Raw genomic sequence first — 24,983 nt, 5'->3', positions numbered from 1 at the left:
AGCGAAGACCCTATGTACTTGCTATATTGAATTAATTTTATTGAGGAAGTAGTTCAGCAAACACTACCTTTACTGAAAATTTAAATCTGCTAGGGGCTGTTTATCTTTCGAGGTTAAATTTGCAGCAGTCTGTTTGGTATTTAGGCAAGGCAGAGTCTATGTAGTGTGGTTATTTCCCATAAATAGGCGATAACGTGGAATAAATGCCAAACATGCGCTGCCCGAAGGGTTCTGCCTAGGGGCAATTTACTCTTTGTTGCTTGGTTTTGACTTAGCCCGCTAGGTTACAAACCTCACGCCGCGATTAAATCGCCCCTAGATTGAACAAATTTTAATCCTGAAAGGTCAACAGGCCCTAGTAAAAGGAATTTACTATTAAACGCGAAACTATACATATGATTATTGTAATTAAATAAAATTGTAACAGTCTTTCGAGGTGACTAATAAGCATTAATCACCTCGTTTTAGCTACTTTAAAGTTGCCATGCATAGCTAACTTTTGTAAAAAACGTACGCTGATCTCGTTCAATATTTTTAAGTGAATCGTCTTGGTACCCTCTATCTGAATACCCTAAATAAAATAATGTTTGTGCGTTAATTTTATATGAGTAAACAAGCTGGCTACCATAATCCTTATTAGTTTGACTAACCTGATAAAAGTAAGCTTTTTCGTTACGATCTATATCTTCAAATTGTAAAATTAACTTAAGTATTGAACGCATACTGAATTTATAATGAAGCCTAAAATCAACCAAGTTCGCTGTAAATACACGATCCCCTTGTGGGTTGTCTAATTGGCTGTAATTATGTTTCACATCAAGCTGCCAGTGGTCGTTAATATCCCATATTACTTGAGTTTGGGTATCAAACACATCGCCAATCTGCTCATTCGCATAATCAATTCGGCTAGCGTATTCAAGATATAACGAAAGCTTTAAATCTTTAGTAGGTTTGAACCCAGTGTAAATATATCCAATATTTTGATTATAAAAATTATCGTTATAATTTTCATAACGGTGCACTAAACCAATTTCAAAAATGGATTGTTTTTGACCTTTGAAGCTTAAAAAACCTTCGTATTCTTCTTCAAGTAAGTCGCCGTTTTGCGCCCACGTTTTATCCCAGTCAGCTTCATATGACCATGAGGTGAGTAAATCTGACTCATCTCTGTACCATGTTTGTCCGCCACCTAAGCCTACTTTTTCATAATCGACTTTAGCTTGATAACCTAAATCAGTGCGGTAATCCTGCCCAATATTTTCATAAGAGGCGAACAATTTGTAATCACGTTTATCGCGGGTAAGTTCTAAGGCATAAGCTTCATCTGACTGAGTTTCAGATAAGTTATAGTTTTCAATTAAAAACGCCGAGTTGCGAGTATCAGCCGTCGATACTTGATACAAAAGAGTATCCGATTGATTAAACCAATAACTACCATCAACTGACAATACTGTATTATGGTAGCTATCACTTTCTCTATGTGTGCTTGAAAGTCCAATAGTACCTTGCTGACCAATATCATATTGATAACGCCCAGCCACCGCATTCGTTTTTTCGTTTAAGCTTGCAAAGCCAGAGCCCTGATTCGTTGGCAGTAAAATATTACTGTTGTCGTCGTCAGCCAGCATTAAAGCATAACTATGATTGCCTGTTTTACCCGTTAATTTTGCGCCTAAATTAGGCTCTGCAATTGTACGCGTGTATAAAAGTTCAAATAAGCTGCTTTTAAAGTAAGAAGCACCATCTAAAAAGAAAGGACGCTTTTCAGCGTAATAAATAGAGAAGGTTGTGTTTACATCAAGTTCTAAAGAGTCTGTTTCTACTTGCGAAAAATCAGGGTTAATTGTTGCGTTTAAAACAGCGTCTTTTGTTAAACCCCAGCGTAAATCTAAACCCACCTCAGTGTCTATATCGCCATTATTCCAATCACCCGGTAATTCAGGTTTGTTATCGTTACGAAGTGCCGTCAACGTGGGTGTTAATTGAATATTTTTACTTGATTCAATGTCACTAAAGCCAACTAACTTATCAAACTGACAAAGACTGCATTTCACATTTCTGTCAAAACCCATGTTTGATAGCTGATATAATACATCTCGTTGATAGTTTCTCATTACAGAAAAACCCCACGTTAGCTCATTTTTATTTTCAGGAAAACGCAGTGCTTTAAAAGGAATACGCATTTCAACAACATAACCTTTGTCGTTAATTTGTCCTGCGCTATCCCAAATAGCATTCCATGAAGTATCAGAGCTCCAACCATCGGTATCGGTCATTCGTATATCGCCTTGCGCGCCCAGCGGGTTCACATGGAATTCATAACCACTGCGTTCATCATTAAATGTATCAATAACTAGAATAACTACGTCGTCTTCCCAGAGCGTATCACGATCACGAAGTGATGCACGAATTTGCGTAGGGTCTGGGTCTTGTGCAACATAGGCAACATATAAGTTTGTGCCATCTTCATAGATAAAAGCATCAGTTTTTACAGGAGGAGTGCCTTTTTCATTAGGCTCGTCTTGGTAGAGTAAGGAAACACGTGTCGCATCTTTCCAATGCGCTTCATCCATAACACCATCAACGGTGATATTTGAATCAATGCGGGATAAGGATACTTGCTGTCTTTCAGCGGCTACATCTAGGCTGGATAGTAATAAAGAAAAACTTGAAAGTATAAAAATAATTTTTTTTATTATGGTTATAAAGAGTTGCATAAACATCCATTTAAACTTGCTTTACTCGTTGTGAGTAATTTATAGGATGAATTGTAATTTAAGCGAGTACATTTGTTAATACCTTGCAAAGATTATTATGCTAAATATTAACGAATTAATAATAAAGGACTAATTTTAAAGTGATAATTAAGTTTCGAGTAACTTAAGTTTGTTGTCTATACCATTCCATACGTCAGCATCTTCTGGAGCAGGTTTAACCTCTGTAATGCGCGGCCAGACCAGTGCAAGTTCTGCATTTAACTCAGTAAACTCTTTTTGAGATTCTGGTAATTCATCTTCTTGATATATAGCATCAGCTGAACACTCAGGTACACATAAGCCACAATCAATACAATCAATTGGGCTAATAGCTAAAAAATTAGGGCCTTCAAAAAATGCATCTGCTGGGCACACTGATACGCAATCGGTGTACTTACACTTTATACAATTTTCAGTAACGACAAACGCCATAATACTTTAACACCTACTATTTTAAACAACAGCTGTGGATCATACCCATCAATCCCAAAAATACAATAAATAAGTGCCATATCAGGCTATTTTAACGTAAAATACGCGCCTTATGTTTGCACACTCTTTGTGCCCTGCATCCCCTTATTGTGAGCGGTAGATAAAACCCCGCTATGACACCTAAAAGAGATATAAATGATACGTTTAACCGAAATAAAGCTGCCACTTGATCATGACGAAGATGCAATTGGTCAAGCAATTGTAAATAAACTTAAAATCCAACCTGAACAATTGCACAGTTTTAATGTGTTTAAACGTGGTTATGATGCACGTAAAAAATCAGCTATTTTACTTATTTATACACTCGATATAGAAGTTGATAACGAAGCCGATCTACTCACCGAATTCGAAAAAGACCAACATGTAAAAGTAGCGCCAGACACAAGTTATAAATTTGTAGCACAAGCCAGCGAAAATATAACAGAGCGTCCTGTCGTGATTGGTTTTGGCCCTTGTGGTTTATTTGCAGGTTTATTACTTGCCCAAATGGGCTTTAAACCCATTATATTAGAGCGCGGTAAAGAAGTACGTGAACGTACAAAAGACACATTTGGCTTTTGGCGTAAACGCACACTTAATACAGAATCAAATGTACAATTTGGTGAAGGTGGCGCAGGTACATTCTCAGACGGTAAGTTATACAGCCAAGTAAAAGATCCAAAGCATTATGGCCGAAAAGTCATTACTGAATTTGTAGAAGCAGGCGCACCCGATGAAATTTTATACGTAAGTAAGCCACACATTGGTACGTTTAAACTTGTCACCATGATTGAAAAAATGCGCGCTCGTATAATAGAGCTTGGCGGCGAAATTCGCTTTAGCACACGTGTTGACGATATTCATTTAGACGACGGGCAAGTAACAGGTTTAACGCTTTCAAATGGCGAGCAACTAAACACTCGACATGTTGTATTAGCCGTTGGCCACAGCGCACGCGACACGTTTGATATGATCCACAAAAAAGGCATTTATGTTGAAGCAAAGCCATTTTCAGTCGGTTTTAGAATCGAACATAAACAATCAATGATCGATGAATGTCGTTTTGGCACAAATGCGGGAAACCCAATTTTGGGCTCTGCCGATTATAAACTTGTTCATCACTGTGACAATGGCCGCACCGTTTACAGCTTTTGTATGTGCCCAGGTGGCACAGTAGTCGCTGCAACCTCTGAAGAAGGTCGCGTTGTTACCAATGGTATGAGCCAATATTCACGAAGTGAGCGCAACGCTAACAGCGCTATTGTGGTAGGTATATCACCAGAGCAAGACTTCCCTGGTAATCCACTTGCTGGAATAGACTTACAACGCAAACTTGAAGAGCAAGCGTATGAGCTTGGTGGTAGCAACTACGATGCACCAGCACAGTTAATTGGAGATTTTTTAAAAGGTAAATCATCTGCAGACTTAGGTGAAGTACAACCCTCTTACACACCTGGTATTAAGTTAACTGATTTGAGTAAAGTGTTACCACAATTTGCAATTGATGCTCTTCGCGAAGCGATACCTGCGTTTAATAAACAAATTCGTGGTTTTTCAACTAACGACGGCTTATTAACCGGTGTTGAAACACGTACTTCGTCGCCTATTAGTATTAAGCGCGATAAAACATTCCAAAGTATCAACACTAAAGGGCTTTACCCTGCAGGTGAAGGTGCAGGTTACGCTGGCGGTATTTTATCAGCGGGTATTGATGGAATTAAAGCAGCTGAAGCGGTCGCACTGTCTATGCTAGAAAACGCTTAAACCTGACGCTAACGTTGTTAAAAATTTCCGATTTAGAACACTATAAGTATTAGCACTAAAATTTAGACACAAAAAAGCCTGAGTAAACTCAGGCTTTTAAACTTAAGGGCGTTAACTATGACTTTTTAAGTGACAGTTTTTCGCCTTTTAAGCTTTTACGAACGCTTGAAATACGTGAGCGATTAACTGCTCTCGCTTCACCGGTTGCCTGTCCTGATAACTTGTTAGAACGTGTACGGCGTAAATGCGCTGGTTTTTTACCAATTTTATCAATTAGTACTTCACGATTACTTACTTCGTAACCTTCTAAATATACACGTTTGATTTTTTGGCCAATTAGCGTTTCAATTTCAAATAAGGTGTTTTCTTCTTCGCGGCTAACAAATGAGATTGCTTGACCTTGGCGACCAGCACGACCTGTACGGCCAATACGGTGAACGTAATCTTCTGCAAGCCATGGTAAATCAATATTAATAACACGAGGTAAACCATCAATATCTATACCGCGAGCAGCCACTTCCGTAGCCACTAATACGCGCACTTTACCTTCTTTAAATTCACGAAGTGCACGACGACGGTTACCTTGAGATTTGTCACCGTGGCAAACGCCCGCCGGAATACCATCAAGGTTAAGCTCTTTTACAAGCTCGTCAGCCGTTTCTTTCATGTTTACAAATACAAGTACTTGTTGCCAGTTTTTCTTACCAATCAATTCAGAAAGTAGCTCTTGCTTACGACGTTCTTCAACAGGGTAAACAACATGCTCAACAGTGCTTGCTGTACTGTTAGTTTGATCAACACGTACTATTTCAGCTTGTTTTAATACCTTAGATGCAAACTGTTTAATCGCTGCAGGGAATGTTGCAGAGAACAGTAAAATCTGGCGCTCTTCTGCACAGCTTTTAATAACGTTTTGCATATCTTCAATAAAGCCCATATCAAGCATACGGTCAGCTTCATCAAGAACAAGGTGCTTAACACTTGCAAGGCTTAAGTTACCTAAACGAATATGATCAAATAAACGACCTGGTGTAGCAACAACAATATCTACACCTTCTTTTAAAGCGTTTGCTTGGCCGGCGGTACTAACACCACCAAATAAACTAACGACTTTAAGCGAAGTATGCTTTGCAAAATCTCTGAAGTTATTTGCAATTTGTTCTGCAAGTTCACGCGTTGGCGCAAGTACTAATGCATGAGGTGCATTCGTTGTGCTGAGTTCAGACTCAACCAATTTTTGGATGATAGGTAAAGCAAACGCGGCAGTTTTGCCGGTACCAGTTTGTGCACTGGCTAAAACGTCTTTACCTTTACGAACAGCAGGAATAGCTGCGCGCTGAATGGGCGTAAGAGTGTGATAGTTAAGTTCGTCCAACGCCTGGATGATTTCAGGAGCGAAACTAAAAGATTTAAAATTCATGCTGTATAACCTACGGCCACATTATCAAGGGTCGCAAATTATACAGCAAAAACGAGTCAACAGTTAGCTTTAAACTGGATTAAAAGCTAAAAATTAGTTTTGTTGAATCACAAAGCTATTGATTGAATAACATCTTCGATCTGATACTGTAAAACTGGATTAAAATGAAGCTCCGCCCTCATTGAATTTAACAAAATATACTTTTTATTAAATTTATCAGAAGTATTATTGCCCTAAAGCTGACATATCTATAGAATTCAAGCCCCATTCAAGGGACATTTAAATAAGGATTTAATAATGATAAAAAAATGTTTAACTGCAGCAGTACTAGCAAGCGCATTCATAGTAACCCCAGCTCAAGCTAACGTTAACCCGTGGCAACAATGTGGTATCGGCGCAATGATTTTTCCTGACAACGGCACTGCCGCTGCTATTTCAAATGTTATTTGGGATTTAGGAACAACTGCAGTTTCATCTAACGTTTCATCTGTAGAGAGTTGTAAAGGCGCTAACGTTAAAACAGCACAATTTATTCAGCAAACATTTCCAATCCTAGAGCAAGAAATCGCACAAGGTGAAGGCGAATACATTTCTGCAATGTTAAACGTTCGTGGTTGTGATAGTGCAGCTCACCCACAAATGATCTCAACTATCCGTAACGATTTTGCTCAAACATCTGTAAACGATGCACAAGCACTTTACACACTTGTTGAAAGCAATATCGCTAGCCAGTTCTCGGCTAACTGCTCTGCAATATAATTTATAAAGGGGCTAATTTAGCCCCTTTACTCTTTTTGCCCCAAGCCCGTTGGGTATTTATGAAAGTTTATACGTTTATATTTTTTATTTTCTTTATTACATCATTTAACCTTCAAGCATCAACAAATTTACAGCAGTTAGCCCAGCACCCTACATGGTTAAAACTAGGTCATTACAAAAAGCCTGCGTTCGATAAAAGCTATATTACCAACAAGTCTTTTTTTATATCTGTCAACGGCCACCAGAGCCCTTTTGATGAACTTAGGGCGACCGTGCACCGCTTTAATAACGACTCGCAAATGCAATGTAAGTACCCAGCTCGATACTCGTGGTTAAAAAAACAAGGATTAACATTTTCTCAGCCCAAAGCTCTATGCCCCGAATTATTCAAATGGCGAGATGAGCAACCTATTCATTCAATAAGCCTTATATTTGCATCAGGCTACATGAGTAATCCAGCGTCACTTTATGGCCATTTGTTGTTAAAACTTAATCGTTCAACAGCCACAAAAAATAAATTACTCGATTACAGTATAAATTATGGTGCTCATGTGCCAGAAAACGAAAACGGTCTTGTGTATATCACTAAAGGGTTATTTGGTGGGTATAAAGCCGGGTTTTCCGATCAATTATTTTATCGCCATCAGCATAACTACGGTGAAATAGAGCTAAGAGACCTGTGGGAATATAAGCTCAACCTTAGTAATGACGACACAACATTTATTGCAAATCACTTGTGGGAATTACTCGGCGCACAGTTCGATTATTATTTTGCTGATGAAAACTGCGCTTTTCACATTGCGCAACTAATTGAGCTCGTCATTGGAGAGCAATTAACAAATAACAGCTCACCGTGGATGATCCCAACAACTGTTTTTTCAAAAGTGCACCAAGCTTCCTATGACAACAATAAATTATTGAAAAAAATACTATTTACGCCATCCCGAAGCACTGTTTTTATTAAGTTCATGGATAATCTCACTGCCAACGAATCAGCTATTGCAGAGAAGATATACAACTCACCTGAGTTTATTAAGCATAATGAATTTTCAACACTAGATGTAAAAAGTAAAAAGCGAATTATTGAAACATTATTTGAACTAGTGCAATTACAACAAATAAAAAAACAAAATGTTGAGCACATCAAAGGCTTAAAAAACACGCTCGTTAAAGCGAGATTAGCGCTCTCTATTGGCAACGAGATGATTGTTTCGTCATATTCTCAACAAGCACCTCACAAAGGTCAAAAACCATCAAGTATCTCTACCTCTTCAACACGTATAAATGAACAAAGCAGCCTGGGGTTAGGCTTTAGACTCAGTTACTTTGACTCGTTAGCTTCAGATGTGGCACGTATTGCGTTTTCTAACTTAGAAATGGTTGATTTAGAAGTGTCTTTGTTAAATTCAAATTTATACGTCGATAAGTTACACCTACTCGATTTAGAATCGTTTTCGCCAGCCTATGTAAAATGGCCACAAGATAATAATTGGTCTTGGAAAGTTAATGCTGGGTTTGAAAGGCAAAGTACACTCTGCCAAAGCTGTACAAGCACATTTTTAATGGGGGGGCTGGGTAAATCTTTTTTGTTTAATGACAATAAAACGCTGGTTTTCACGCTTGCTAACGCTTATGTAGGGAAGCTTGCAGTAACAGAGCAGCTTTACGATTCATCGTTGGCACTAGGTGCAATAACAACATTGTATTCAGATATTAAATTAAGGGTATCTCACGAGCAATTTATCTTGGGTAATGATGGAAAATCAACAACTCAAGCTGAAATATCAATACCTATAAATCAAAATTTTGATGTTCGCATTAGTTATAAACATACAAACTTAACAACCTGGAAACTTAAACTAAATTACTACTGGCAATAAATAAGGCCATAAGTATACGCATGTAAACACGCATTACTAATGGCCAGAAAACTATAATTAAGGAAGAGTTAACACATCAGCTAAATTTAAGCGCTGCGCCTTACCGCCTACTACATCACTTTCGTTAAGTTGATTTATTAATGGTAAACCGATTTTTTGTTGTTCATCGCTAAGCGGTAAATACGGTAATCTAAATACTGGATTTACTGCACCTGTCATCATCAACGCGGTATTAATAGCAATCGGGTTTGGTTCACAGAACAACCAGTTCATTAATGGTTGTAACGAAGTATTTAGCTCGTTATTTTTAGTATCTATTAATTGGCGAAATAACCCTGGTATTAAGTTAGAAGTAACCGAAATAACACCGTGCGCTTTATGTGTGTGGCGTGCATCGTGACTTTCGTCATCGTTACCCGACCAACATGCAATACCTTGTTGCTCATAATGGGCAATGCGTTCATTGCCGCCACACTCTTTAACACCAATAAAATATTCGTGCTTTGCAAGTGGCTCAATAATATCAGGTGTTAGGTCTTGACCTGTGCGCCCTGCTACGTTGTAAATAAAGGCTGGGCCAATATCTAACACACGCTTAAAGTGCTCTTTAACACCTGCGATTGACGTACGTCCGTAGTACGGGTTAATTTGCAGTGCTGCATCCATACCGCTGGCAAAGCCATATTTAGTTGCTTTAATCGCTTCACGGGTGTTGTTACTACCGGTATTACCAACAATAACCAGTTTGTCGCCATACTTGTTTGCACTGTGCGCTATAAGCATTAAATGCTCTTCCCAGTTCATTAACTGGCCTTCGCCTGTTGTGCCACCGACTACAATGCCATCAACGCCCGCTGCAATTTGTATTGCAACGAGTTCATCATACTTTGCTAGGTCTATTTCACCGTTTGCTAAGTATGGCGTTTTAATCGCTGTAATAAGGCTTGCTTGTTTAATTTGTTCTAGGGTGCGCATAAAAATTCATTATTTATAAAACTTGCGCTATTTGTAACATATTTGCCAGTACTTTTGGAGCTGTAAGCGCATATTTAATTATAAAATACCTTGTGTTATTGAGTTTGTTAATTCAAAATGAAATACTGTATATATAAACAGTATTTGTATTTTAACGATACCAGAGGCTTTATGCGTTTATCTGACTACTTAGCAACTCATTTTTATAACACCGATGAACTATGCCAAGCATTAAATATAGATTCAGACATGCTTTTAACTTGGCAAGAGCAAAGTGTTTTCCCCAAACCAAGTTATTGTATTAAAAGTCAACTTAGTTGTAGTTCATATTCAGGTTTGTATGAATGCGAAGAGTATGACGATTACTACCCACGCGGCTGTGTAAATTGGGGGCAAGGTTTAATAAAACAAAAAATAGAATCATCAAGCCATGCTTTTAATTACTTTGCACAACAATACATTGCCATTTTGACTAAATTAGCTCAGCAAGGGTTTGAATTTAATGAAGAGTTATTTGGCTGCGAAATAGACGAGCACTTACAACAAGTCTGGCAACAATTTTTATGCAGTAAATACGGCGTACTTACTCAAAATGGATTAATAGACGAAATAGTCGCTGTTGATATTGGTCGCTTAGTTGTAGACGATATTACCGAACTACGAAGTAAAGCGAGTTTAGACAAAGACGAGCGTTCTTACTTACATCCCGCTATGAAGCTTTTAAACCGTGCACTGAGTCATGGTGCCGATCATGAAAAGCAAAGCACATTACGCACTCGCTACATTGATGCACTTGTTTTAAAGTATGATTTGTCTATTAAATAACATTATATTAAGTTGATTATTTACTATTTTAGGATTATTTTTAGATTAAATGAGATCTATTAACGTAACTATCACGTATCAAACGAGCGAAAATTCGCAATAAAGCACCTTAATAAAGGCACTGACTCAATGACAATGAAAACAAAAATAAGCTTAATTTCTGCTGCACTCACAATTCTTTCTTTTAATACACTTGCTAAAGCTAACCACGAGAACGTAAGCGATGACGTAGTAAAAACACAGCGCGCCGCACTTGCTAAAAACACAATTAATAAAGGTTTTGGCCCTCAATCTCCGCGTAATATTGATAATCATAAAGGCGAGAATACAGTAATATTTTCTGATGCGCCTGCTTCATCACAAATGAACTTATGCAATATCCATTTTCATAAAAATGCAGAACACGCCGGCGGCGAGTTTAGTAAATATGCAGGCAATGGCGATGGTCATGGCTATCAAAGTGGCTATGTGTATTCAGGCTCTTTAACTAAAAATGAGAGCAAACCTACAAAAATAAAGATTTGTCCGAGCGAACACGGCGCTCTTTCAGTAGGCGACACCATTGAAGTTCACAATGTGCATAGCAGTGCAATGGTTAAACCTGGCCCTACACTGGGTAGTTGTTTGAGTGATTCGATTAAAAATCCGCAACTACGTGTTGAAGCGCAAGTATACGTATTAGTAAACGATGCAAACGCGCTTGATTTTAACGAAATAAGTAACGTGTCATCGGTTAATGGCTATTACCAAGCAGCGAATGCACTTACTAATACTGGTGAAGCAGTTATTTATACCGGCTCTACCACTGGCCCTGGTTACAATGAGGCAGGCTCTCCTTTCCAAGTAACATGGTCAGTTAAACCAAAAGTAGCAAAAGTAGATATAAACAGTGTAGGTAAGTGGTGTGAAAGTAATACCTTTAATGAAGATCATGCTCACGGTGTAAGAAATCTCGTAATAAACCCTGCATTACTCTCTAAAATCAAATAATTAAAATTTAGCCTAATAAAACAACCCACTAATTAGTGGGTTGTTTTATTATGACCGTTAAAATGAGTATTACGCTTAATGGGATAAAAATGTCACATTAAATGTATTTAAATCTTCATATGTAATACATGTTTGCTCATTGGTATTAAGCTCAACAACACCACAATAAGAACCTGTTATAAACACTTGCCCTGCTTTTAAGCTAATTCCCTTTGCTGATAAGTAATTAACTGCCCAATAAAGTGGAAGTTGCGCAAGTTCTGCAGGATGCACACCCGCTAAATTTAACTCCAGCTCAGTTTGCTTAACGTTTATATTTACAGTACTTGCGTTATACGCTTTGGCTTTATCTATTTGTGGACCTAAATACACGCCTTGATTAGATAAACCATCAGCCATCTTTTCAATGTGAGTGCATGGAGTGTCTTCATCAAATCTTTTTTGAATAAGCTCAAGTGCCAAGTGGACGCTGGCAAATGCAGTATCCACGTCTTCATTTGTATAGGTTTTATTACTTGGTAAATCGCTTTGTAAAATAAATGCAATTTCTGGTTCAATAAGCGCTTTATTGTTTGTTGTATACAGTGGGCAATTTTCAGCTTGTTTTATAGGTGCATGTAAAAGAGGCGCTAATATAATTGAGCCATCATCTAAAGGCAGCATACACTTCCAGCCATATACAGTTTGATCATTTAAATAAATCATCAACTTTTGTACTTCTATCGCATCGTCAGTCGAGTCTAGTTCTAACTCTTTGGGAAAGTTTGAACGTGCTGGGTTTTCTTCTCTTTGTGCTAATAAGTGAGTAGCAATTAGTTTTAGCTGTATTGAGTTGTTCACATAAATCTCTTTAAAATACATTACTGGTTAAGCAGTAAATAGGAAGGATTACATTATTCATATATTAGTTTAGGCATTAGAACATCATGTTAAATGCCTATAATTAAAATTGTATTTAAAACAAAGCGTGGTAATTAGTTAAGTATCAACAGATTTAAGCGAGCGTAAAAACAGCCCTAAGCCACCAAACGCTAAAATTATAATAACAATCAAATCAAACGACGTCATAGTTCGCATACTAAATCGAACACTCGATATAACGCCAAATATTAGTGCTGTTAACGAGCCAAGCGATAGCACCCAGCCTAAAATGTTTTTAGAATTATAAAAAATTAGGCCCACACCAAAAATAAACGGGATCATAACCATGCCGCCTGTAACGCCAAAGCCACCTAAAGCATTAGCACTATAAATGCGAGAGCTTAGTCCAAAATTAGAAGTCACCGAAATTGCGTTTAGCAGCATATAAAAGCCACCGCACATCATAATTAAACCAATAAAAAAATGCCCAATACCACCAGAGCTTCCACCCGCACCTTTCATTATTAATTATTCCTTTTATATTTTTAACTTAATCGTTTTAAATGGTAATTGCTCGACTATTAACCTTGACCGCAGTCTACATAATCAATCAGTGCACACGCGAAAGCACTTATCGCGTAATTACATGCCAAATAACATAAAACCAAGATAAAAAACCATGCAAAATTGCCCATAACACAGACTCGTTAGCACTCCATGAAATAGCAATTGCTAGAGCTGTACCAAAAGAGACTCCATATTTTACTATTTCATTTCTTGAGTTTTTCATTAATTATATTCCTAATTTTTAACTTATTAGCTACTTGATTTGCTTACTAAAACTGAAAGCTCTTTACCATCAATATTGATACTTGCTTCTTTGCCTAGTTCAGCAACTAAAGAAGGAGCCACATGTTTTCCACCTAGTTTCATGTCAGTTGCTAAGCTAACAGAAGAATCATCAATTTGCATTAGTAAGAGCAAAACCATATGAATTATCAACTAAAACAGGTGGGCCAAGTAGATTTTCTATTACCATAAAATTTGGCGTTCACTACAAAACTATCTTAGATTTCGACACACTCCGAATTCATAAAAAGAGTCCTATTTGAGTATTTACTTTATTACATGTAATTTAGCTAAGTATTTTAATACATACCATAATAAGCACTATAAAAATAATTTAACCAATTGATTTATATACATCGATACTACTATTGGTTAAAAGCCCAGTAACTTGCATACCAAACGCTTTAAAGTGTGGCTCGTTTTTATGCGCTTCAAAGTGTTCGTCAGACGCCCACTGTTCGCTAACAACGTAATCGGTATGTTCATCATCACTTTTTACCGATAGTTCATAACGTAAGCACCCTACTTCTTGGCGCGATGACTTTTGTAAGTTTTCAAGTGCTGTAAGCATCACATCTGCATCAATATTTTTGCACGACAGTGCCGCTATAACCGTTAACATGTGTATTCCTTTTTAAAAGTTAAGGTGTAGATAATCTACACCTTAAAATATTTAGTTTAACTTTGCGTTTGAGGTAAGTTTACTGATCCCACTGCGGCGCAAAGTCTGGTGTTGCTTGGCGGTCGCCACAATCTAGGCCATCAATGCGGGCTATGTCTTCATCATCTAATTTAACGTGGTCGTTAAAGTTATCTTCTAAATTTTTGCGCTTAGTTGATGATGGAATTGTCGTCATACCGCTGGCGTTAACCCATGCTAAAACAACTTGTGCTGGACTTGCATCGTGCTTTTTAGCAATGTCGATAATGGTTTGATCTTTAAGTACTTTGCCTACTACAAATGGCATGTACGCCGTTACGTGTATATCGTGCTGAGCACAAAACGCACGCAATCTAGTATTAGTTAAATATGGGTGAACCTCAACCTGATTGGTAAATATTTCACGCGAGTCGAGTGTTTGCATTGCTTCATTTAAGTTTGCAATGGTGAAGTTTGATACACCAATGTGCTTAGTTAAACCAAGCTGCTTCGCTTTTAGTAATTCAGTGAGGTATTCACTCATTGGCTCGTCGTTAGCAGGCGATGGCCAATGAATTAGCAGTAAGTCGACCGAATCAACTTGTAGCTTTTCAAGTGACTTTTTAACGCTTGGAATAAAGTCGCTTTTATTTAATTTGTTATTCCATACTTTGGTAGTTAAAAATATTTCACTGCGCGGAATATTACTGTCTTTTATGGCTTGACCTACTTGCTCTTCGTTGCCATAAATTTGTGCGGTATCAATATGGCGAAACCCAACTTCGAGCGCCATTTTTACTGAGTTATAGGCCGTGTCGCCCTCTAAGCGGAATGTTCCCATACCTAGTTCTGGCATTTCTATTACACGTTTTGTCATGGTTTATCCTTATAAAATAATCGGTTAAAAACAAGCTCTTTTAAAGCTTTACGAAATACACCTTTTACTTCTTATTGCGACTGTCACTTAAAAATCTATGACCTTATAACAGGTATGAGGTCATTAATTTTAGTTTCAAGGTTAGGGTCTGTTAATCTTTAGAGATTACATTTGCAGCAGTGTATTTGGTATTTAGGCAAGGCAGAGCCTATGCAGTGTGGTTGCTCCACATAAGTAGGCGATAACGCAGCATAAATGCTAAATACGCGCTGCCTGTAGGTTCTTCCTAGGGTGGATTTACTCTTTGTCCCTCGATTTTTACTTAGCCCACTAGGTTACAAACCTCGCTCCGTGATTAAATCCTCCCTAGATTGAACAAATTTAATCCTAAAAGGTCAACAGACCCTGCTAAGACTTTATGCTTGCTGAATTTCACGTTTATCAAGCATACCGCTGTAGCGTGTAACACCGAGTGCTAAAACAGAGATAACAGCGCCTATCCATGCTGTGTCTTGCAGGGTCATGCTCTCTACTACGCTACCACCAATAATTGAGCCAAGTGCAATACCAATATTAAATGCGGCTATGTTTAAACCTGATGCAACATCTACCGCATTTGGCGTGTGCTTTTGTGCTTGCTTTACTACATAAAGTTGCAAGCCTGGCACATTACCAAAAGCAAATGCGCCCCAGACTAGAATAGTAAGTACAGCGGCAATTTTTGATTCCATCGTAAAGGTAAATATCAGTAAAATAACACTCAAAGCGCTGAATATAATACTCAAAGCGCTAATTGGGCCGCGCTTGTCGGCCAACTTTCCACCCCAAATATTACCTACCGCTACCGATACGCCGTAAACAAGCATTATTAAGGCAATAGCCGAAGGCGCAAAGCCTGTTTGTTGCTCTAAAATAGGTGCTAAATAAGTAAACGCTGTAAACGTGCCGCCGTAGCCCAATATCGTCATTAAATACACGAGTAATAAACGCGGTTTTACAATTACTTGTAGTTGTTCTTTAAACGTGGCTGGTATTGATTGTTTTAAGTTTTTTGGCACTAAAATAGAGCTGCCGATTAATGCAATTAAACCTAATACCGACACAACTAAAAACGTTGCACGCCAACCAAAGTGTTGTCCAATCCATGTACCTAGTGGCACACCAGTTACGAGTGCTACAGTAAGCCCGGTAAACATAATGGCAATTGCACTGGCTTCTTTGTCTTTGCTTACTAGACTTGTGGCAATCATCGATCCGATTGAAAAAAACACACCATGGGCAAGCCCCGTTAAAATGCGCGCAAGTATTAATGTTTCGTAACTTGGCGCTTGCCAAGCAAGTAAGTTACCCAATACAAACAAGCCCATTAAGCTTATTAAGACCACTTTACGATTCCAACGACCCGTTAAAGCTGTTAGCACCGGTGCACCAATAGCAACGCCAACCGCATATAAACTTACAAGCAAACCCGCTGAAGGTAGGCTTACGCCTAAGTCGTTTGCAATGGTGGGTACTAACCCCACTATTACAAACTCAGTTGTTCCTATTGCAAATGCGCTTAAGGTAAGCGCCCACAAAGCCAATGGCATAGTTATATCCTCATTAATATATGAAGAATATAGTTTGGCTAAAATATCGTTTGCAAAAAATAGCATTAGTGACAAAATACTTTTGTTAATAATGCAAAGATGGTGTTGGTATATTTATGGCTGTTCATTCAAAAACTGAAGATTTAGAAACGTTTATAACGGTAGTCGATTGCGGAAGCTTTTCGGGGGCGGCTAATTTGCTCGATCAACAAGTGGCTAAAGTGTCGCGAGCTGTATCACGCCTTGAAAATACACTGCAATGCACTTTGCTAAACAGAACAACACGCCGATTAGAGCTTACCGAAGAAGGCCATACTTTTATAAAATATGCGCGCGAAGGATTAAATACGCTTTATACCGGAGAAGAAGCCATAAAGCTTTTAAAACAAGCGCCAAGTGGCAAGCTGCGAATAGATGCGGCAAGCCCTTTTGTATTGCACCAACTTACGCCTTTAATTGGCGAATTTGCTAAGCAATACCCGCACATAACGCTTGATATAACCTCGCACGATAGCATTATTGATTTACTTGAACATAAAACAGACCTAGCCATACGCATTGGTGATTTAAAGGACTCAAACCTACATGCTCGTAAGTTAGGCCATAGTAAACTGCGAATAGTCGCAAGCCCTGAGTATTTAAAAAGTAACCCTAAAATTAATGCTATAAATGATTTAACCAGCCATAAATTAATTGGTTTTACCGACTCACCTAAACTTAATAGCTGGCCGTTAATTCAACCTTTAAAACTAAGCTATTCGCTGAGCGCGAGTAGCGGAGAGACAGTACGACAATTATGTTTAGTAGGGCAAGGCATTGCTTTACTTTCGGATTTTATGATTGGAAATGACATAAATGAAAAGCGACTTATTGAATTACTACCCAATGCGGTTATGAGGCCAAATAATCGTGAAATTATACAAGCGGTTTATTATAAAAACAGCGCAGTTTCGTCTCGTATTGTCGCTTTTTTAGATTTTATAAAACCAAAACTAACTTTGTGATCTTTTAAAATAGAAATAATAAAGGTAATAAATTAATCATCGAGTGTTATTTGATAACCAACATAAATAACCATGGCTCTCATCCTCATCTCTCTCCATGATATAAACTGCGTTTGCCTAGTTATGTACGCTTCCCAATCGTTACTAGGAAATAAATTAAATTGTTTTTCATCCGTTATTTCAAAACCGCCTCCGGCCAATAAACTATCAAAATCATTATACTTTGTATGTGAGCTAATAAAGTCAGGTGTCATTAGTTTATTAAGCGGTATTTGATTATCTTTCACTATTGTTTTTATATTATTTACTAACTTATTAATGTCTGCCACTGTTGACTCCTGTTAACTGACTAATTTTAACAAACATTTCTTAAAAACTTGAAATTATTAAACTAATTTAGCTCGGTATAACCAAACTTTAATCAGAGAGTAAATTTATATTAGTCTAATAACGCTTTAATCATAAAGTTAAATTATTCGTATTTAGAGTAAAACTAAGCATCTAAAACAATATTAGTTTTGATGCTCATATTGACCTCGATAAATTTCAAAAACTTTTAATACCGTATGCTGTTCTTTAGATAAATTATCAAACCAATCGTCAAACAATTCATCATTGTCTTGCTCACTGAGTGCCATATATTGTGCCAATAACTCAACAATGTCGTTGTGGTTACAACTTAAAGGATTAAGTTGATGTGCTAAGGCACTATGGTCACGCTCTCTTAGGGTATCCATCACCCCTTGATCTATTTTTTCTTGTTGTTGTACTGCGTCGCTCATACATTACCTCTGTGATCAACTGTAAATGCGGTTTTAACGTTTTTATTAGCTTAAATATAGTTATAACAGCCTAAACGCTAATAGCCAGCATTTTTAATCTAAGTGCTTATTTTTTGATTTATTTGCACAAATAGCCATCAAACTGGTGCTTTTCACTGCTTTTAAAACTATTTGCAAAGCACAAAAAAATGCGTTAAATTAAATGATACATTATCACATATCATTTATTGAGGCGCATTATGAAACCAAATATTCACCCTGACTACCAAGTAGTTGCTTTTCACGACACCGCTGCCGACTCTTATTTTATTATCGGTTCAACAATTAAAACCAACCGCACTGTTGAGGTAGACGGTAAAACTTATCCGTATGTGCCTATTGATGTGTCGAGTGATTCACACCCTTTCTATACAGGTAAGCAAAAAACCGTAACCACAGATGGTCGTGTTGCACAGTTTAATCGTCGATTTAAAGGTGTTTCAACGAGTAAAAAAGAGGAAAAATAATGAAGGTACTTAGCTCACTCAAAAGTGCAAAACAGCGCGCTGGTTGTCAAATAGTTAAACGCAAAGGCCGTGTATTTGTTATCTGTAAAAGCAACCCTCGCTTTAAAGCCGTTCAAGGGATGAAAAAGAAGTAATCTCAGCGGGGTATTAATACATAATTAGGTAGCTTATTTAAGCTACCTAATTTTAGGACGTTACTATTTTACAATGACTGAAAATTCAGGCACGGCCTGAATTACTTTTTTAACAGTACACGTATTAACAGCAGCTATAAGGGCTTTTTTATATTTTTCAGGAAAACCCTCTGGTAGGTTAATTTCAATAGCAAATAACTTTTTACCATTGTCATCAACGTTTTCATTGTTTTGCGTTAGCGTCATTCCTTGTGTAGAAATATCACGTTGTTCACAAAATTTTCGTGCGTAAAACCCTGCGCATAGCACCATGCTCACTAAAAAATAGTCAAAAGGTTCAGGGTGTTCGGCACTCCCACCCGCAGCAATACTTTGATCGCTTATCACTTCTAAATCGCCAAATTTTGCACTTTGCTTTTGGCCTTCTAACATTGAAACTGAAATTTCCATTGTTATTCCTTATATAACCTAAATGTTGGTTAAAATATTTACTAATACATAATTTTTTAGTTTGAGCCTAGATTACGAACCAAACAATAATTCAAAAAAGCCTGGTGGCTCATGTAGTTTGTGATATTTTTTACGTAAATCATCTATATTTTTTAATGATGCTTTCGCCCCTGCGAGCCCTTGTTTATTAGCCGCATTTTTAGCAAGCTCAGCCTGAGCAATTACTTTATCAAGGCCTTGTAATGACTGTTCGGGCTCTTTATAAAATTTGGCTGTTTTACTTACTTTTGCCAGCTTAATAAACTTATCGATTGCGATATTAAATTCTACTAGATCAGTTGCTTGTACTGCTTGTTTATAAGCAAGGCCTGTGTTTTTCATGTTTATTTCGAGATCAACAGGCTGATCAGCAAATGCTAATGAGCTAAATAACAATGTGAAAAATATATAAAAAGACTTCATGAACAACCTTACTAAGTTAAAAACATACAGATTGTATCAAGGATAGAAAAGAAAGTAACTCGGGTAGTGAAATGGCTTAAAACTAACTGTAAAGCCCCTTTACAGTTAGTTTTATATTTAAATCGTTAAAAATATTTACTGCAGGTTGCTCAACCACACGCTTTGATATGGCTCGAGTTCAATATTTAGCTGCCCTTCTTCTATTGTGTTTACTGCGACTAAATCGAACCATTGCTGCGTATTAATTAGGTTTAAATCGGCTAGTATTAAGGTTTGTGCTTTATCGCTTATATTATAAACACAAAATATACTTTGCTTTCGATCGATGCTTTGTCGCCAAAAACCAAATAATCCCCCGCTAAATGCAGCGTAAACTGCGTGGCATTAGGATGAAACGCACTTTGCTTTTTACGTACACCCAATAACGCTTTAATACCAATAAATACTTTATGATGATGGCTGTATTTTTCACCAATCGCTGCTAACAATTTTGACTCTTGCCAACGATGACGGTTAATGGCTCTGTTGTGTTGAGAGTTTTCAAAACGCTCGTAATCGTTTGTTGTGCCAAGTAAACTATGGATATAAAGCCCTGGTATTCCCTCAAGTGCAAACATAATTGCGTGTGCACACATAAACCGTTCAAGTCCAAATTTGTCTGGGCCGTTATGTGTTCCTTGTAGCGCATCGAATAATGCAATGTTTAGCTCATACGGGGTATGTGTGCCGTCATTACTGGTACGCATTGAAACACGCCCACCAAATTGCATCGTTGTGCTTACGAGTGAAGCCACTTCGCTAGGTTCTAATAAACCCTCAATTGGCCTAAGCCCAATTCCGTCATGCGATGCTATAAAGTTAAAGTAGGCTGTGCCGTTTTGCGCCGGCGGCATACTCATCATCCAGTGTTTAAGTGCTGTGCTATCACCACTTAACAAAGTGTGTAGCAATAATGGTGGCAGTGCAAAGTTGTAAATCGCATGCGCTTCATTGGCGTTACCAAAATACGATAGGTTTTCTTGATTTGGAATATTGGTTTCGGTAATTATGACCACACTTGGCTCTACATGCTCAATAAGCGTGCGCATTAGCCTTACGGCTTCATGTGTTTGTGGTAAGTTAATACAATTTGTATTTAGTTGCTTCCATAAAAAAGCAACTGCATCGAGTCTAAATAAGCGCACACCGTTGTCTAAATAATGCCGAATTATGCCCACAAACTCTTTAAGTACATCAGGATTGCCAAAATCAAAATCAACCTGATCGTGACTAAACGTGCACCATACGTGTTTTTCGCCGCTTGGCGTTGTTACTGTATTTAATAACGATGAGGTACGCGGGCGTACAACTTGGCTTAAATCATCAGTTAAGCTTGCCGTTTTAAAGTAATCTTTACCTGGGTGTAAATCGTTTAAAAAATTCTCAAACCATACGCTTCTGCTTGAGCAATGGTTAATTACTAAATCAGCCATTAGCTTTACATCTTTGGCTATGTTTTGAATATCCCCCAATCCCCTAGCGATTCGTTAACTTGCACGTAGTTCATTACTGCAAAGCCTTCGTCTGAGCTGTACGGGTAAAATGGTAATATATGCAGCGCATTAAGTTGCATATCGCATTGATCTTTTATAAATCGGTGTAGTGTTTTGAGCGGAGCTTCCATTGGGCTTGATACCGCAAAATCACTATTATCATGCTTAATAATTGAATCGCCATAAGCTATCAATACTATATCTTGTTCATCCCACCTGTTTGTATGCGGTGTCGGGTCGCGCAGTGGACTGCTGCCTAAAATAATCTTAATCAATTGCTGAGCAAGCTCAGCAATTGATAAGGGCAGTTCAACATCCTCATAAATTATTCGAAGATGTTGCTCTACCCGCTGTAAAAATAGTTCGTTAACTGTGCTCACATGCGCCCCTTTTATTTTTTAGTTACTTAGCCTGAACATTTATTTTTTAGGTTGGCTATATTCTTTGTTATCTAACTCCACTGCTTCTTTTAAGCGCTCAAATACATCTGGCATTGCTGACACAACACGGTTCCAACTTGGTACAAATGGCGCTTCCATTGGGTTATCTAAAAATTGTTGCCCTGCATTCATAATATTTTGTGCAAACATTTCTACTGCTTTTTCTTCTTGATGCACATCAAGCGTTAAGCCATTCATTATTGCATCATTATGGTAGGTTTCTATAAAATCTAAACCAATACGGTAATACGTTGCTTTGAGTGAGCGAATAGTTTCACTGGTAAAAGTAACGCCTTGTGTTGCTAGCTTTCTAAATAAAGCTTTGGTTATATCAATCGACATCTTAGATAACCCAGCACTTTGATCATCAAGTGATAGTGCTTGGTGTTTGTGATCGTAGTTATCGGCGATATCTACTTGGCACAAACGATTATGTGAATAATTACGATACATTTCACTTAGTACGCCAATTTCTAATCCCCAATCACTTGGGATGCGAATGTCGTTTAATACATCACGTCTGAACGAAAACTCACCTGCTAATGGGTATCTAAATGAGTCCATGTATTCCAAATAGTCGCGGTTACCTAATATAGTTTTGAATGAACGCAGTAGTGGCGTTACTAATAAGCGTGATACACGGCCGTTAATTTTTCCGTTTGCTGTACGCGGGTAAAAGCCTTTACAAAATTCATAGTTAAAACGCGGATGCGCAACAGGGTAAATTAAGCGAGCAAGTAGGCTTCTGTCATAGGTTAAAATATCGCAATCATGCAGCGCGATAGATTCTACTTCTGCTGTTGCTAGCTTATAACCCATGCAGTACCAAACATTTCGGCCTTTTCCAAGCTCTCTTGGCGCTACGCCTAGCTCTTGTAATTCTTTATCAAGAGCTTGTAAGCGCGGGCCGTCGTTCCAAAGTACTTTGTGGTTTTGATTTAACTGTTTAAAAAAACCAAGTGCGTGGCGATACTGTGCTTCGTCAGCTCTATCTAGGCCAATAGTAATTTGCGATAAATACGGTACTTCACGCAACTCGCTAACTATATTTTGCAGCGCAGGGCCTTCTAACTCGCTAAATAACGATGGTAATATAAGCCCCATTGGACGCTGCTTACTAAACCCGATTAATTCTTTTTCTAGCTCTTCAATTGGTCGGTCGGCTATATTGTGTAATGTAGTAATTACGCCATTTTGGTAAAAATCAGCCATGAGATGTTTGCTCCTCAGTAATACTTAAAATACTGTTAATACAAGGTAGTGATGTTATTTCTTCAATCCAACCTAATGGTGCTGGCGATTGTGAATAGCGTGCCTTGTTATGTGACAATTTAACCGGTTTTTTGCTCGCCGGATTTGCAATAATAATGGCAATATTGGCTTGCTCTAACATTTGCTTATCGTTATCGCTATCGCCCAATGCTATGACTGTGAGAGGCTTTCTAAAGTGATGGGTAAACTGCTTAACTAACCACTGCTGTGCAGCGCTTTTGTCTGTATTTTTGGCAATATGAATAAAGCGCCCTCCTACTTTTATGTCGTAACCAAGCGCTTTAACATCTTCGACAAAGGTATTTAGTAAGTCATCATTGCCATACCAATAAAGTGGATCTGAGTAGTCTCGCGTTTGCGCACGCCTTGCTTGTTCGTCACTCAACCCTGTTAACTCAGAGATTTGTTCACCGGTTAAGTTACTAAATAATTTATAATGCGCTTTGTATTTAGAATCGAGCGACTCTAAATCACTTAATAAACGCGACAAAGGCTTAGCTAATGCAAAACACCAATAAGCGCCAACTTTTTTACAACCAATCGGTTTAAGTTCAAAGTAGTGATCGGGTATATAAACTGCAGCGCCATTTTCAACAATAAAAGGCTGTTGGATGTTTAATTCGTTTTTAATTTCAACCACTTCGCAAAATGTTTTACTGGTATTAAACACCACCGGGATATGTGCGTTTTGTAACTGTTGCAATAACACACTCACATTACTGGTGTTGTAATCGCTATGATCGAGTAAAGTGCCATCTAAATCGGTAAAAATAATTGGCTGAAGGGTGTCATCGCTAATTAAATGCATCCCACTTATATCGCGATTAGCATCAAGCTCAATCAGTGCGTTTGCTTTACTGCTCAAAGTATTTAAATTTTCGCGTGTAATACGCTCAAAATGAGAAATAAACCACACTAACTGCGCATTAGTCATCGTGCCTGATCCTGCACCTTCTTTAGCAATTAGTTTTTGCTCTTGCTCTTGTCTCCATGTAAATACATCACTAAAGCTTGGCGCTTTAAGCATTACGGTGTAATCAATTTTATTAAAAATTGCTTTATACTCATTGGCTAAACAACTGTTTATACAACGACGCCACACGCCCTCCTTATCATGAAGCTGCTCCAACTCATTAAGCGGTTCACTCAATGAAAATAATGGCTGCGGCTCACTGCCTACACACCATCCTTCTAAAATAACAATATCGACAGGCGTTGAATTAGCTAACCATTCATTTTGAGAAACGCAATCATCAATGTGTTTATTAAAGCGTGGTAATGGCACATTTATATCACCTGCTAATAGCTGCGAAATAGTGCTATTCATCAACTCCGTGTCATGAGTACCTGGTACTCCACGAGTTGCAAATAGTGGATGAACATCCTCAGCAAGTTGTTTACGCGCTTGCTTAGCTAAATAAAAATCGTCAATAGATAATGCGACACTGTTAAGGGATGTGTTTTTAGAAAACCACGTAACTAAAAAATCAGCGAGTGTTGTTTTCCCTGATCCTTGGCATCCATTTATGGCAACAAAAATAGGAGTATTTGTTTTTTTAGATTCGAGGATGTCATGCGCGAGTGGAACAAAGTATTGCTCACTCAAATATTGATACTTTAAAGGCAGTTGGTGCTTTGCTAAAAACGGGGTTATATCCACAATATTGGCCTCTGACATAGTAACTCCTTTGCATACGATGCGTTCTGGAAATTAAATGCAGGTAATAGACCATTATTATTTTTGT

The 24,983-nt window shown here is 37.9% G+C and carries 25 protein-coding genes and 1 pseudogene; 8 read left to right on the top strand and 18 right to left on the bottom strand.

Annotation, left to right across the window (positions count from 1 at the left end):
* Positions 1-473: 473 nt before the first annotated feature.
* Both LOS73_RS06570 and fdxA read right to left on the bottom strand, forming a co-directional pair.
* Positions 474-2,717, bottom strand: a complete 2,244-nt coding sequence (locus tag LOS73_RS06570) for a DUF5916 domain-containing protein (RefSeq protein ID WP_457934703.1) — start codon at positions 2,715-2,717, stop codon at positions 474-476.
* A 147-nt stretch (positions 2,718-2,864) separates the two neighbouring features.
* Positions 2,865-3,188 carry a ferredoxin FdxA gene (fdxA, locus tag LOS73_RS06565; protein ID WP_024599924.1) on the bottom strand — a complete coding sequence of 108 codons (324 nt, stop codon included), beginning with the start codon at positions 3,186-3,188 and terminating at the stop codon, positions 2,865-2,867.
* Positions 3,189-3,383: 195 nt separating this feature from the next.
* Here fdxA and LOS73_RS06560 point away from each other — a divergent pair, with 195 nt between their 5' ends.
* Positions 3,384-4,991 (top strand): NAD(P)/FAD-dependent oxidoreductase, encoded by a 1,608-nt coding sequence (locus LOS73_RS06560; protein ID WP_007376374.1) that lies wholly within the window; start codon positions 3,384-3,386, stop codon positions 4,989-4,991.
* A gap of 115 nt (positions 4,992-5,106) precedes the next feature.
* On the opposite strand, the gene LOS73_RS06555 is transcribed toward LOS73_RS06560, so the two are convergent.
* Complete coding sequence (locus LOS73_RS06555; protein WP_002958629.1) at positions 5,107-6,411, bottom strand: DEAD/DEAH box helicase; 1,305 nt, start codon at positions 6,409-6,411, stop codon at positions 5,107-5,109.
* A 297-nt stretch (positions 6,412-6,708) separates the two neighbouring features.
* Between LOS73_RS06555 and LOS73_RS06550 the strand changes: the two genes are divergently transcribed.
* Together LOS73_RS06550 and LOS73_RS06545 are read left to right on the top strand one after the other, a co-directional pair.
* A complete protein-coding gene (locus tag LOS73_RS06550) occupies positions 6,709-7,170 on the top strand; it encodes a DUF3015 family protein (protein WP_033030137.1) in 462 nt (153 codons plus the stop codon).
* 59 nt (positions 7,171-7,229) lie between these two features.
* Complete coding sequence (locus tag LOS73_RS06545; protein WP_033030135.1) at positions 7,230-9,050, top strand: Lnb N-terminal periplasmic domain-containing protein; 1,821 nt, start codon at positions 7,230-7,232, stop codon at positions 9,048-9,050.
* A 57-nt stretch (positions 9,051-9,107) separates the two neighbouring features.
* On the opposite strand, the gene dapA is transcribed toward LOS73_RS06545, so the two are convergent.
* Entirely contained in the window at positions 9,108-10,025 is a 918-nt protein-coding gene (gene dapA / locus LOS73_RS06540; protein WP_033030133.1) for a 4-hydroxy-tetrahydrodipicolinate synthase, read from the bottom strand.
* 171 nt (positions 10,026-10,196) lie between these two features.
* Between dapA and LOS73_RS06535 the strand changes: the two genes are divergently transcribed.
* Positions 10,197-10,850, top strand: coding sequence for a DUF6058 family natural product biosynthesis protein (locus LOS73_RS06535; protein WP_007378679.1), 654 nt, complete (start codon positions 10,197-10,199; stop codon positions 10,848-10,850).
* 129 nt (positions 10,851-10,979) lie between these two features.
* A complete protein-coding gene (locus LOS73_RS06530; protein WP_008137213.1) occupies positions 10,980-11,840 on the top strand; it encodes a delta-class carbonic anhydrase in 861 nt (286 codons plus the stop codon).
* 75 nt (positions 11,841-11,915) lie between these two features.
* On the opposite strand, the gene LOS73_RS06525 is transcribed toward LOS73_RS06530, so the two are convergent.
* From LOS73_RS06525 to LOS73_RS06495, 7 genes are all read right to left on the bottom strand, one after another.
* A complete protein-coding gene (locus LOS73_RS06525; protein WP_457934702.1) occupies positions 11,916-12,680 on the bottom strand; it encodes a 2-keto-4-pentenoate hydratase in 765 nt (254 codons plus the stop codon).
* A gap of 138 nt (positions 12,681-12,818) precedes the next feature.
* A complete protein-coding gene (locus LOS73_RS06520) occupies positions 12,819-13,223 on the bottom strand; it encodes a hypothetical protein (RefSeq protein ID WP_457934701.1) in 405 nt (134 codons plus the stop codon).
* A 109-nt stretch (positions 13,224-13,332) separates the two neighbouring features.
* Positions 13,333-13,491 (bottom strand): hypothetical protein, encoded by a 159-nt coding sequence (locus LOS73_RS06515; RefSeq protein ID WP_010553058.1) that lies wholly within the window; start codon positions 13,489-13,491, stop codon positions 13,333-13,335.
* A gap of 26 nt (positions 13,492-13,517) precedes the next feature.
* Positions 13,518-13,691 carry a hypothetical protein gene (locus LOS73_RS06510; protein ID WP_457934700.1) on the bottom strand — a complete coding sequence of 58 codons (174 nt, stop codon included), beginning with the start codon at positions 13,689-13,691 and terminating at the stop codon, positions 13,518-13,520.
* Positions 13,692-13,884: 193 nt separating this feature from the next.
* On the bottom strand, positions 13,885-14,172 hold the full coding sequence (locus LOS73_RS06505; protein WP_007378673.1) for a putative quinol monooxygenase: 288 nt from the start codon (positions 14,170-14,172) through the stop codon (positions 13,885-13,887).
* 79 nt (positions 14,173-14,251) lie between these two features.
* Complete coding sequence (gene dkgB / locus LOS73_RS06500) at positions 14,252-15,067, bottom strand: 2,5-didehydrogluconate reductase DkgB (RefSeq protein WP_007378672.1); 816 nt, start codon at positions 15,065-15,067, stop codon at positions 14,252-14,254.
* A gap of 416 nt (positions 15,068-15,483) precedes the next feature.
* On the bottom strand, positions 15,484-16,656 hold the full coding sequence (locus tag LOS73_RS06495) for an MFS transporter (protein WP_457934699.1): 1,173 nt from the start codon (positions 16,654-16,656) through the stop codon (positions 15,484-15,486).
* Positions 16,657-16,772: 116 nt separating this feature from the next.
* Here LOS73_RS06495 and LOS73_RS06490 point away from each other — a divergent pair, with 116 nt between their 5' ends.
* Entirely contained in the window at positions 16,773-17,660 is an 888-nt protein-coding gene (locus LOS73_RS06490) for a LysR family transcriptional regulator (protein WP_096794536.1), read from the top strand.
* 32 nt (positions 17,661-17,692) lie between these two features.
* Here the strand turns inward: LOS73_RS06490 and LOS73_RS06485 are convergent, their stop codons facing one another.
* The gene (locus tag LOS73_RS06485) at positions 17,693-17,989 is read right to left on the bottom strand and encodes a hypothetical protein (RefSeq protein ID WP_007378868.1); all 297 of its coding nucleotides are present in this window, start codon (positions 17,987-17,989) and stop codon (positions 17,693-17,695) included.
* A 183-nt stretch (positions 17,990-18,172) separates the two neighbouring features.
* Complete coding sequence (locus LOS73_RS06480; protein WP_007378869.1) at positions 18,173-18,442, bottom strand: hypothetical protein; 270 nt, start codon at positions 18,440-18,442, stop codon at positions 18,173-18,175.
* Positions 18,443-18,681: 239 nt separating this feature from the next.
* On the opposite strand from LOS73_RS06480, the gene LOS73_RS06475 reads away from it, so the two are divergent.
* Together LOS73_RS06475 and ykgO are read left to right on the top strand one after the other, a co-directional pair.
* Positions 18,682-18,948, top strand: coding sequence for a type B 50S ribosomal protein L31 (locus tag LOS73_RS06475; RefSeq protein WP_007378870.1), 267 nt, complete (start codon positions 18,682-18,684; stop codon positions 18,946-18,948).
* Positions 18,948-19,082, top strand: coding sequence for a type B 50S ribosomal protein L36 (ykgO, locus tag LOS73_RS06470; protein WP_007378871.1), 135 nt, complete (start codon positions 18,948-18,950; stop codon positions 19,080-19,082). Before LOS73_RS06475 ends, ykgO begins: the two co-directional genes overlap by 1 nt.
* A gap of 63 nt (positions 19,083-19,145) precedes the next feature.
* Here the strand turns inward: ykgO and LOS73_RS06465 are convergent, their stop codons facing one another.
* The 5 genes and pseudogenes from LOS73_RS06465 to LOS73_RS06445 form a co-directional block, all read right to left on the bottom strand.
* Positions 19,146-19,532 (bottom strand): OsmC family protein, encoded by a 387-nt coding sequence (locus LOS73_RS06465; protein ID WP_096794534.1) that lies wholly within the window; start codon positions 19,530-19,532, stop codon positions 19,146-19,148.
* 72 nt (positions 19,533-19,604) lie between these two features.
* The gene (locus LOS73_RS06460; protein ID WP_007378873.1) at positions 19,605-19,994 is read right to left on the bottom strand and encodes a cytochrome b562; all 390 of its coding nucleotides are present in this window, start codon (positions 19,992-19,994) and stop codon (positions 19,605-19,607) included.
* A gap of 135 nt (positions 19,995-20,129) precedes the next feature.
* A pseudogene (locus tag LOS73_RS06455) lies at positions 20,130-21,906 on the bottom strand (sugar phosphorylase).
* 39 nt (positions 21,907-21,945) lie between these two features.
* Entirely contained in the window at positions 21,946-23,178 is a 1,233-nt protein-coding gene (locus LOS73_RS06450; RefSeq protein WP_007378875.1) for a glycosyltransferase family protein, read from the bottom strand.
* Positions 23,171-24,916, bottom strand: a complete 1,746-nt coding sequence (locus tag LOS73_RS06445; protein ID WP_457934697.1) for an HAD-IIB family hydrolase — start codon at positions 24,914-24,916, stop codon at positions 23,171-23,173. Before LOS73_RS06445 ends, LOS73_RS06450 begins: the two co-directional genes overlap by 8 nt.
* Between the last annotated feature and the right edge of the window lie 67 nt (positions 24,917-24,983).

It is taken from the genome of Pseudoalteromonas sp. SCSIO 43210 (assembly GCF_054133285.1).
The sequence above is the reverse complement of the archived record's forward strand: the minus strand, read 5'-3'. Positions and strand labels throughout refer to the sequence as shown.

Excerpts from the sequence above, each read along its gene's own strand:
- LOS73_RS06570 (WP_457934703.1), bottom strand. The coding sequence starts at position 2,717 with ATGCAACTCTTTATAACCATAATAAAAAAAATTATTTTTATACTTTCA.
- fdxA (WP_024599924.1), bottom strand. The coding sequence starts at position 3,188 with ATGGCGTTTGTCGTTACTGAAAATTGTATAAAGTGTAAGTACACCGAT.
- LOS73_RS06560 (WP_007376374.1), top strand. The coding sequence starts at position 3,384 with ATGATACGTTTAACCGAAATAAAGCTGCCACTTGATCATGACGAAGAT.
- LOS73_RS06555 (WP_002958629.1), bottom strand. The coding sequence starts at position 6,411 with ATGAATTTTAAATCTTTTAGTTTCGCTCCTGAAATCATCCAGGCGTTG.
- LOS73_RS06550 (WP_033030137.1), top strand. The coding sequence starts at position 6,709 with ATGATAAAAAAATGTTTAACTGCAGCAGTACTAGCAAGCGCATTCATA.
- LOS73_RS06545 (WP_033030135.1), top strand. The coding sequence starts at position 7,230 with ATGAAAGTTTATACGTTTATATTTTTTATTTTCTTTATTACATCATTT.
- dapA (WP_033030133.1), bottom strand. The coding sequence starts at position 10,025 with ATGCGCACCCTAGAACAAATTAAACAAGCAAGCCTTATTACAGCGATT.
- LOS73_RS06535 (WP_007378679.1), top strand. The coding sequence starts at position 10,197 with ATGCGTTTATCTGACTACTTAGCAACTCATTTTTATAACACCGATGAA.
- LOS73_RS06530 (WP_008137213.1), top strand. The coding sequence starts at position 10,980 with ATGACAATGAAAACAAAAATAAGCTTAATTTCTGCTGCACTCACAATT.
- LOS73_RS06520 (WP_457934701.1), bottom strand. The coding sequence starts at position 13,223 with ATGAAAGGTGCGGGTGGAAGCTCTGGTGGTATTGGGCATTTTTTTATT.
- LOS73_RS06515 (WP_010553058.1), bottom strand. The coding sequence starts at position 13,491 with ATGAAAAACTCAAGAAATGAAATAGTAAAATATGGAGTCTCTTTTGGT.
- LOS73_RS06510 (WP_457934700.1), bottom strand. The coding sequence starts at position 13,691 with ATGGTTTTGCTCTTACTAATGCAAATTGATGATTCTTCTGTTAGCTTA.
- LOS73_RS06505 (WP_007378673.1), bottom strand. The coding sequence starts at position 14,172 with ATGTTAACGGTTATAGCGGCACTGTCGTGCAAAAATATTGATGCAGAT.
- dkgB (WP_007378672.1), bottom strand. The coding sequence starts at position 15,067 with ATGACAAAACGTGTAATAGAAATGCCAGAACTAGGTATGGGAACATTC.
- LOS73_RS06495 (WP_457934699.1), bottom strand. The coding sequence starts at position 16,656 with ATGCCATTGGCTTTGTGGGCGCTTACCTTAAGCGCATTTGCAATAGGA.
- LOS73_RS06490 (WP_096794536.1), top strand. The coding sequence starts at position 16,773 with ATGGCTGTTCATTCAAAAACTGAAGATTTAGAAACGTTTATAACGGTA.
- LOS73_RS06480 (WP_007378869.1), bottom strand. The coding sequence starts at position 18,442 with ATGAGCGACGCAGTACAACAACAAGAAAAAATAGATCAAGGGGTGATG.
- LOS73_RS06475 (WP_007378870.1), top strand. The coding sequence starts at position 18,682 with ATGAAACCAAATATTCACCCTGACTACCAAGTAGTTGCTTTTCACGAC.
- ykgO (WP_007378871.1), top strand. The coding sequence starts at position 18,948 with ATGAAGGTACTTAGCTCACTCAAAAGTGCAAAACAGCGCGCTGGTTGT.
- LOS73_RS06465 (WP_096794534.1), bottom strand. The coding sequence starts at position 19,532 with ATGGAAATTTCAGTTTCAATGTTAGAAGGCCAAAAGCAAAGTGCAAAA.
- LOS73_RS06460 (WP_007378873.1), bottom strand. The coding sequence starts at position 19,994 with ATGAAGTCTTTTTATATATTTTTCACATTGTTATTTAGCTCATTAGCA.
- LOS73_RS06450 (WP_007378875.1), bottom strand. The coding sequence starts at position 23,178 with ATGGCTGATTTTTACCAAAATGGCGTAATTACTACATTACACAATATA.
- LOS73_RS06445 (WP_457934697.1), bottom strand. The coding sequence starts at position 24,916 with ATGTCAGAGGCCAATATTGTGGATATAACCCCGTTTTTAGCAAAGCAC.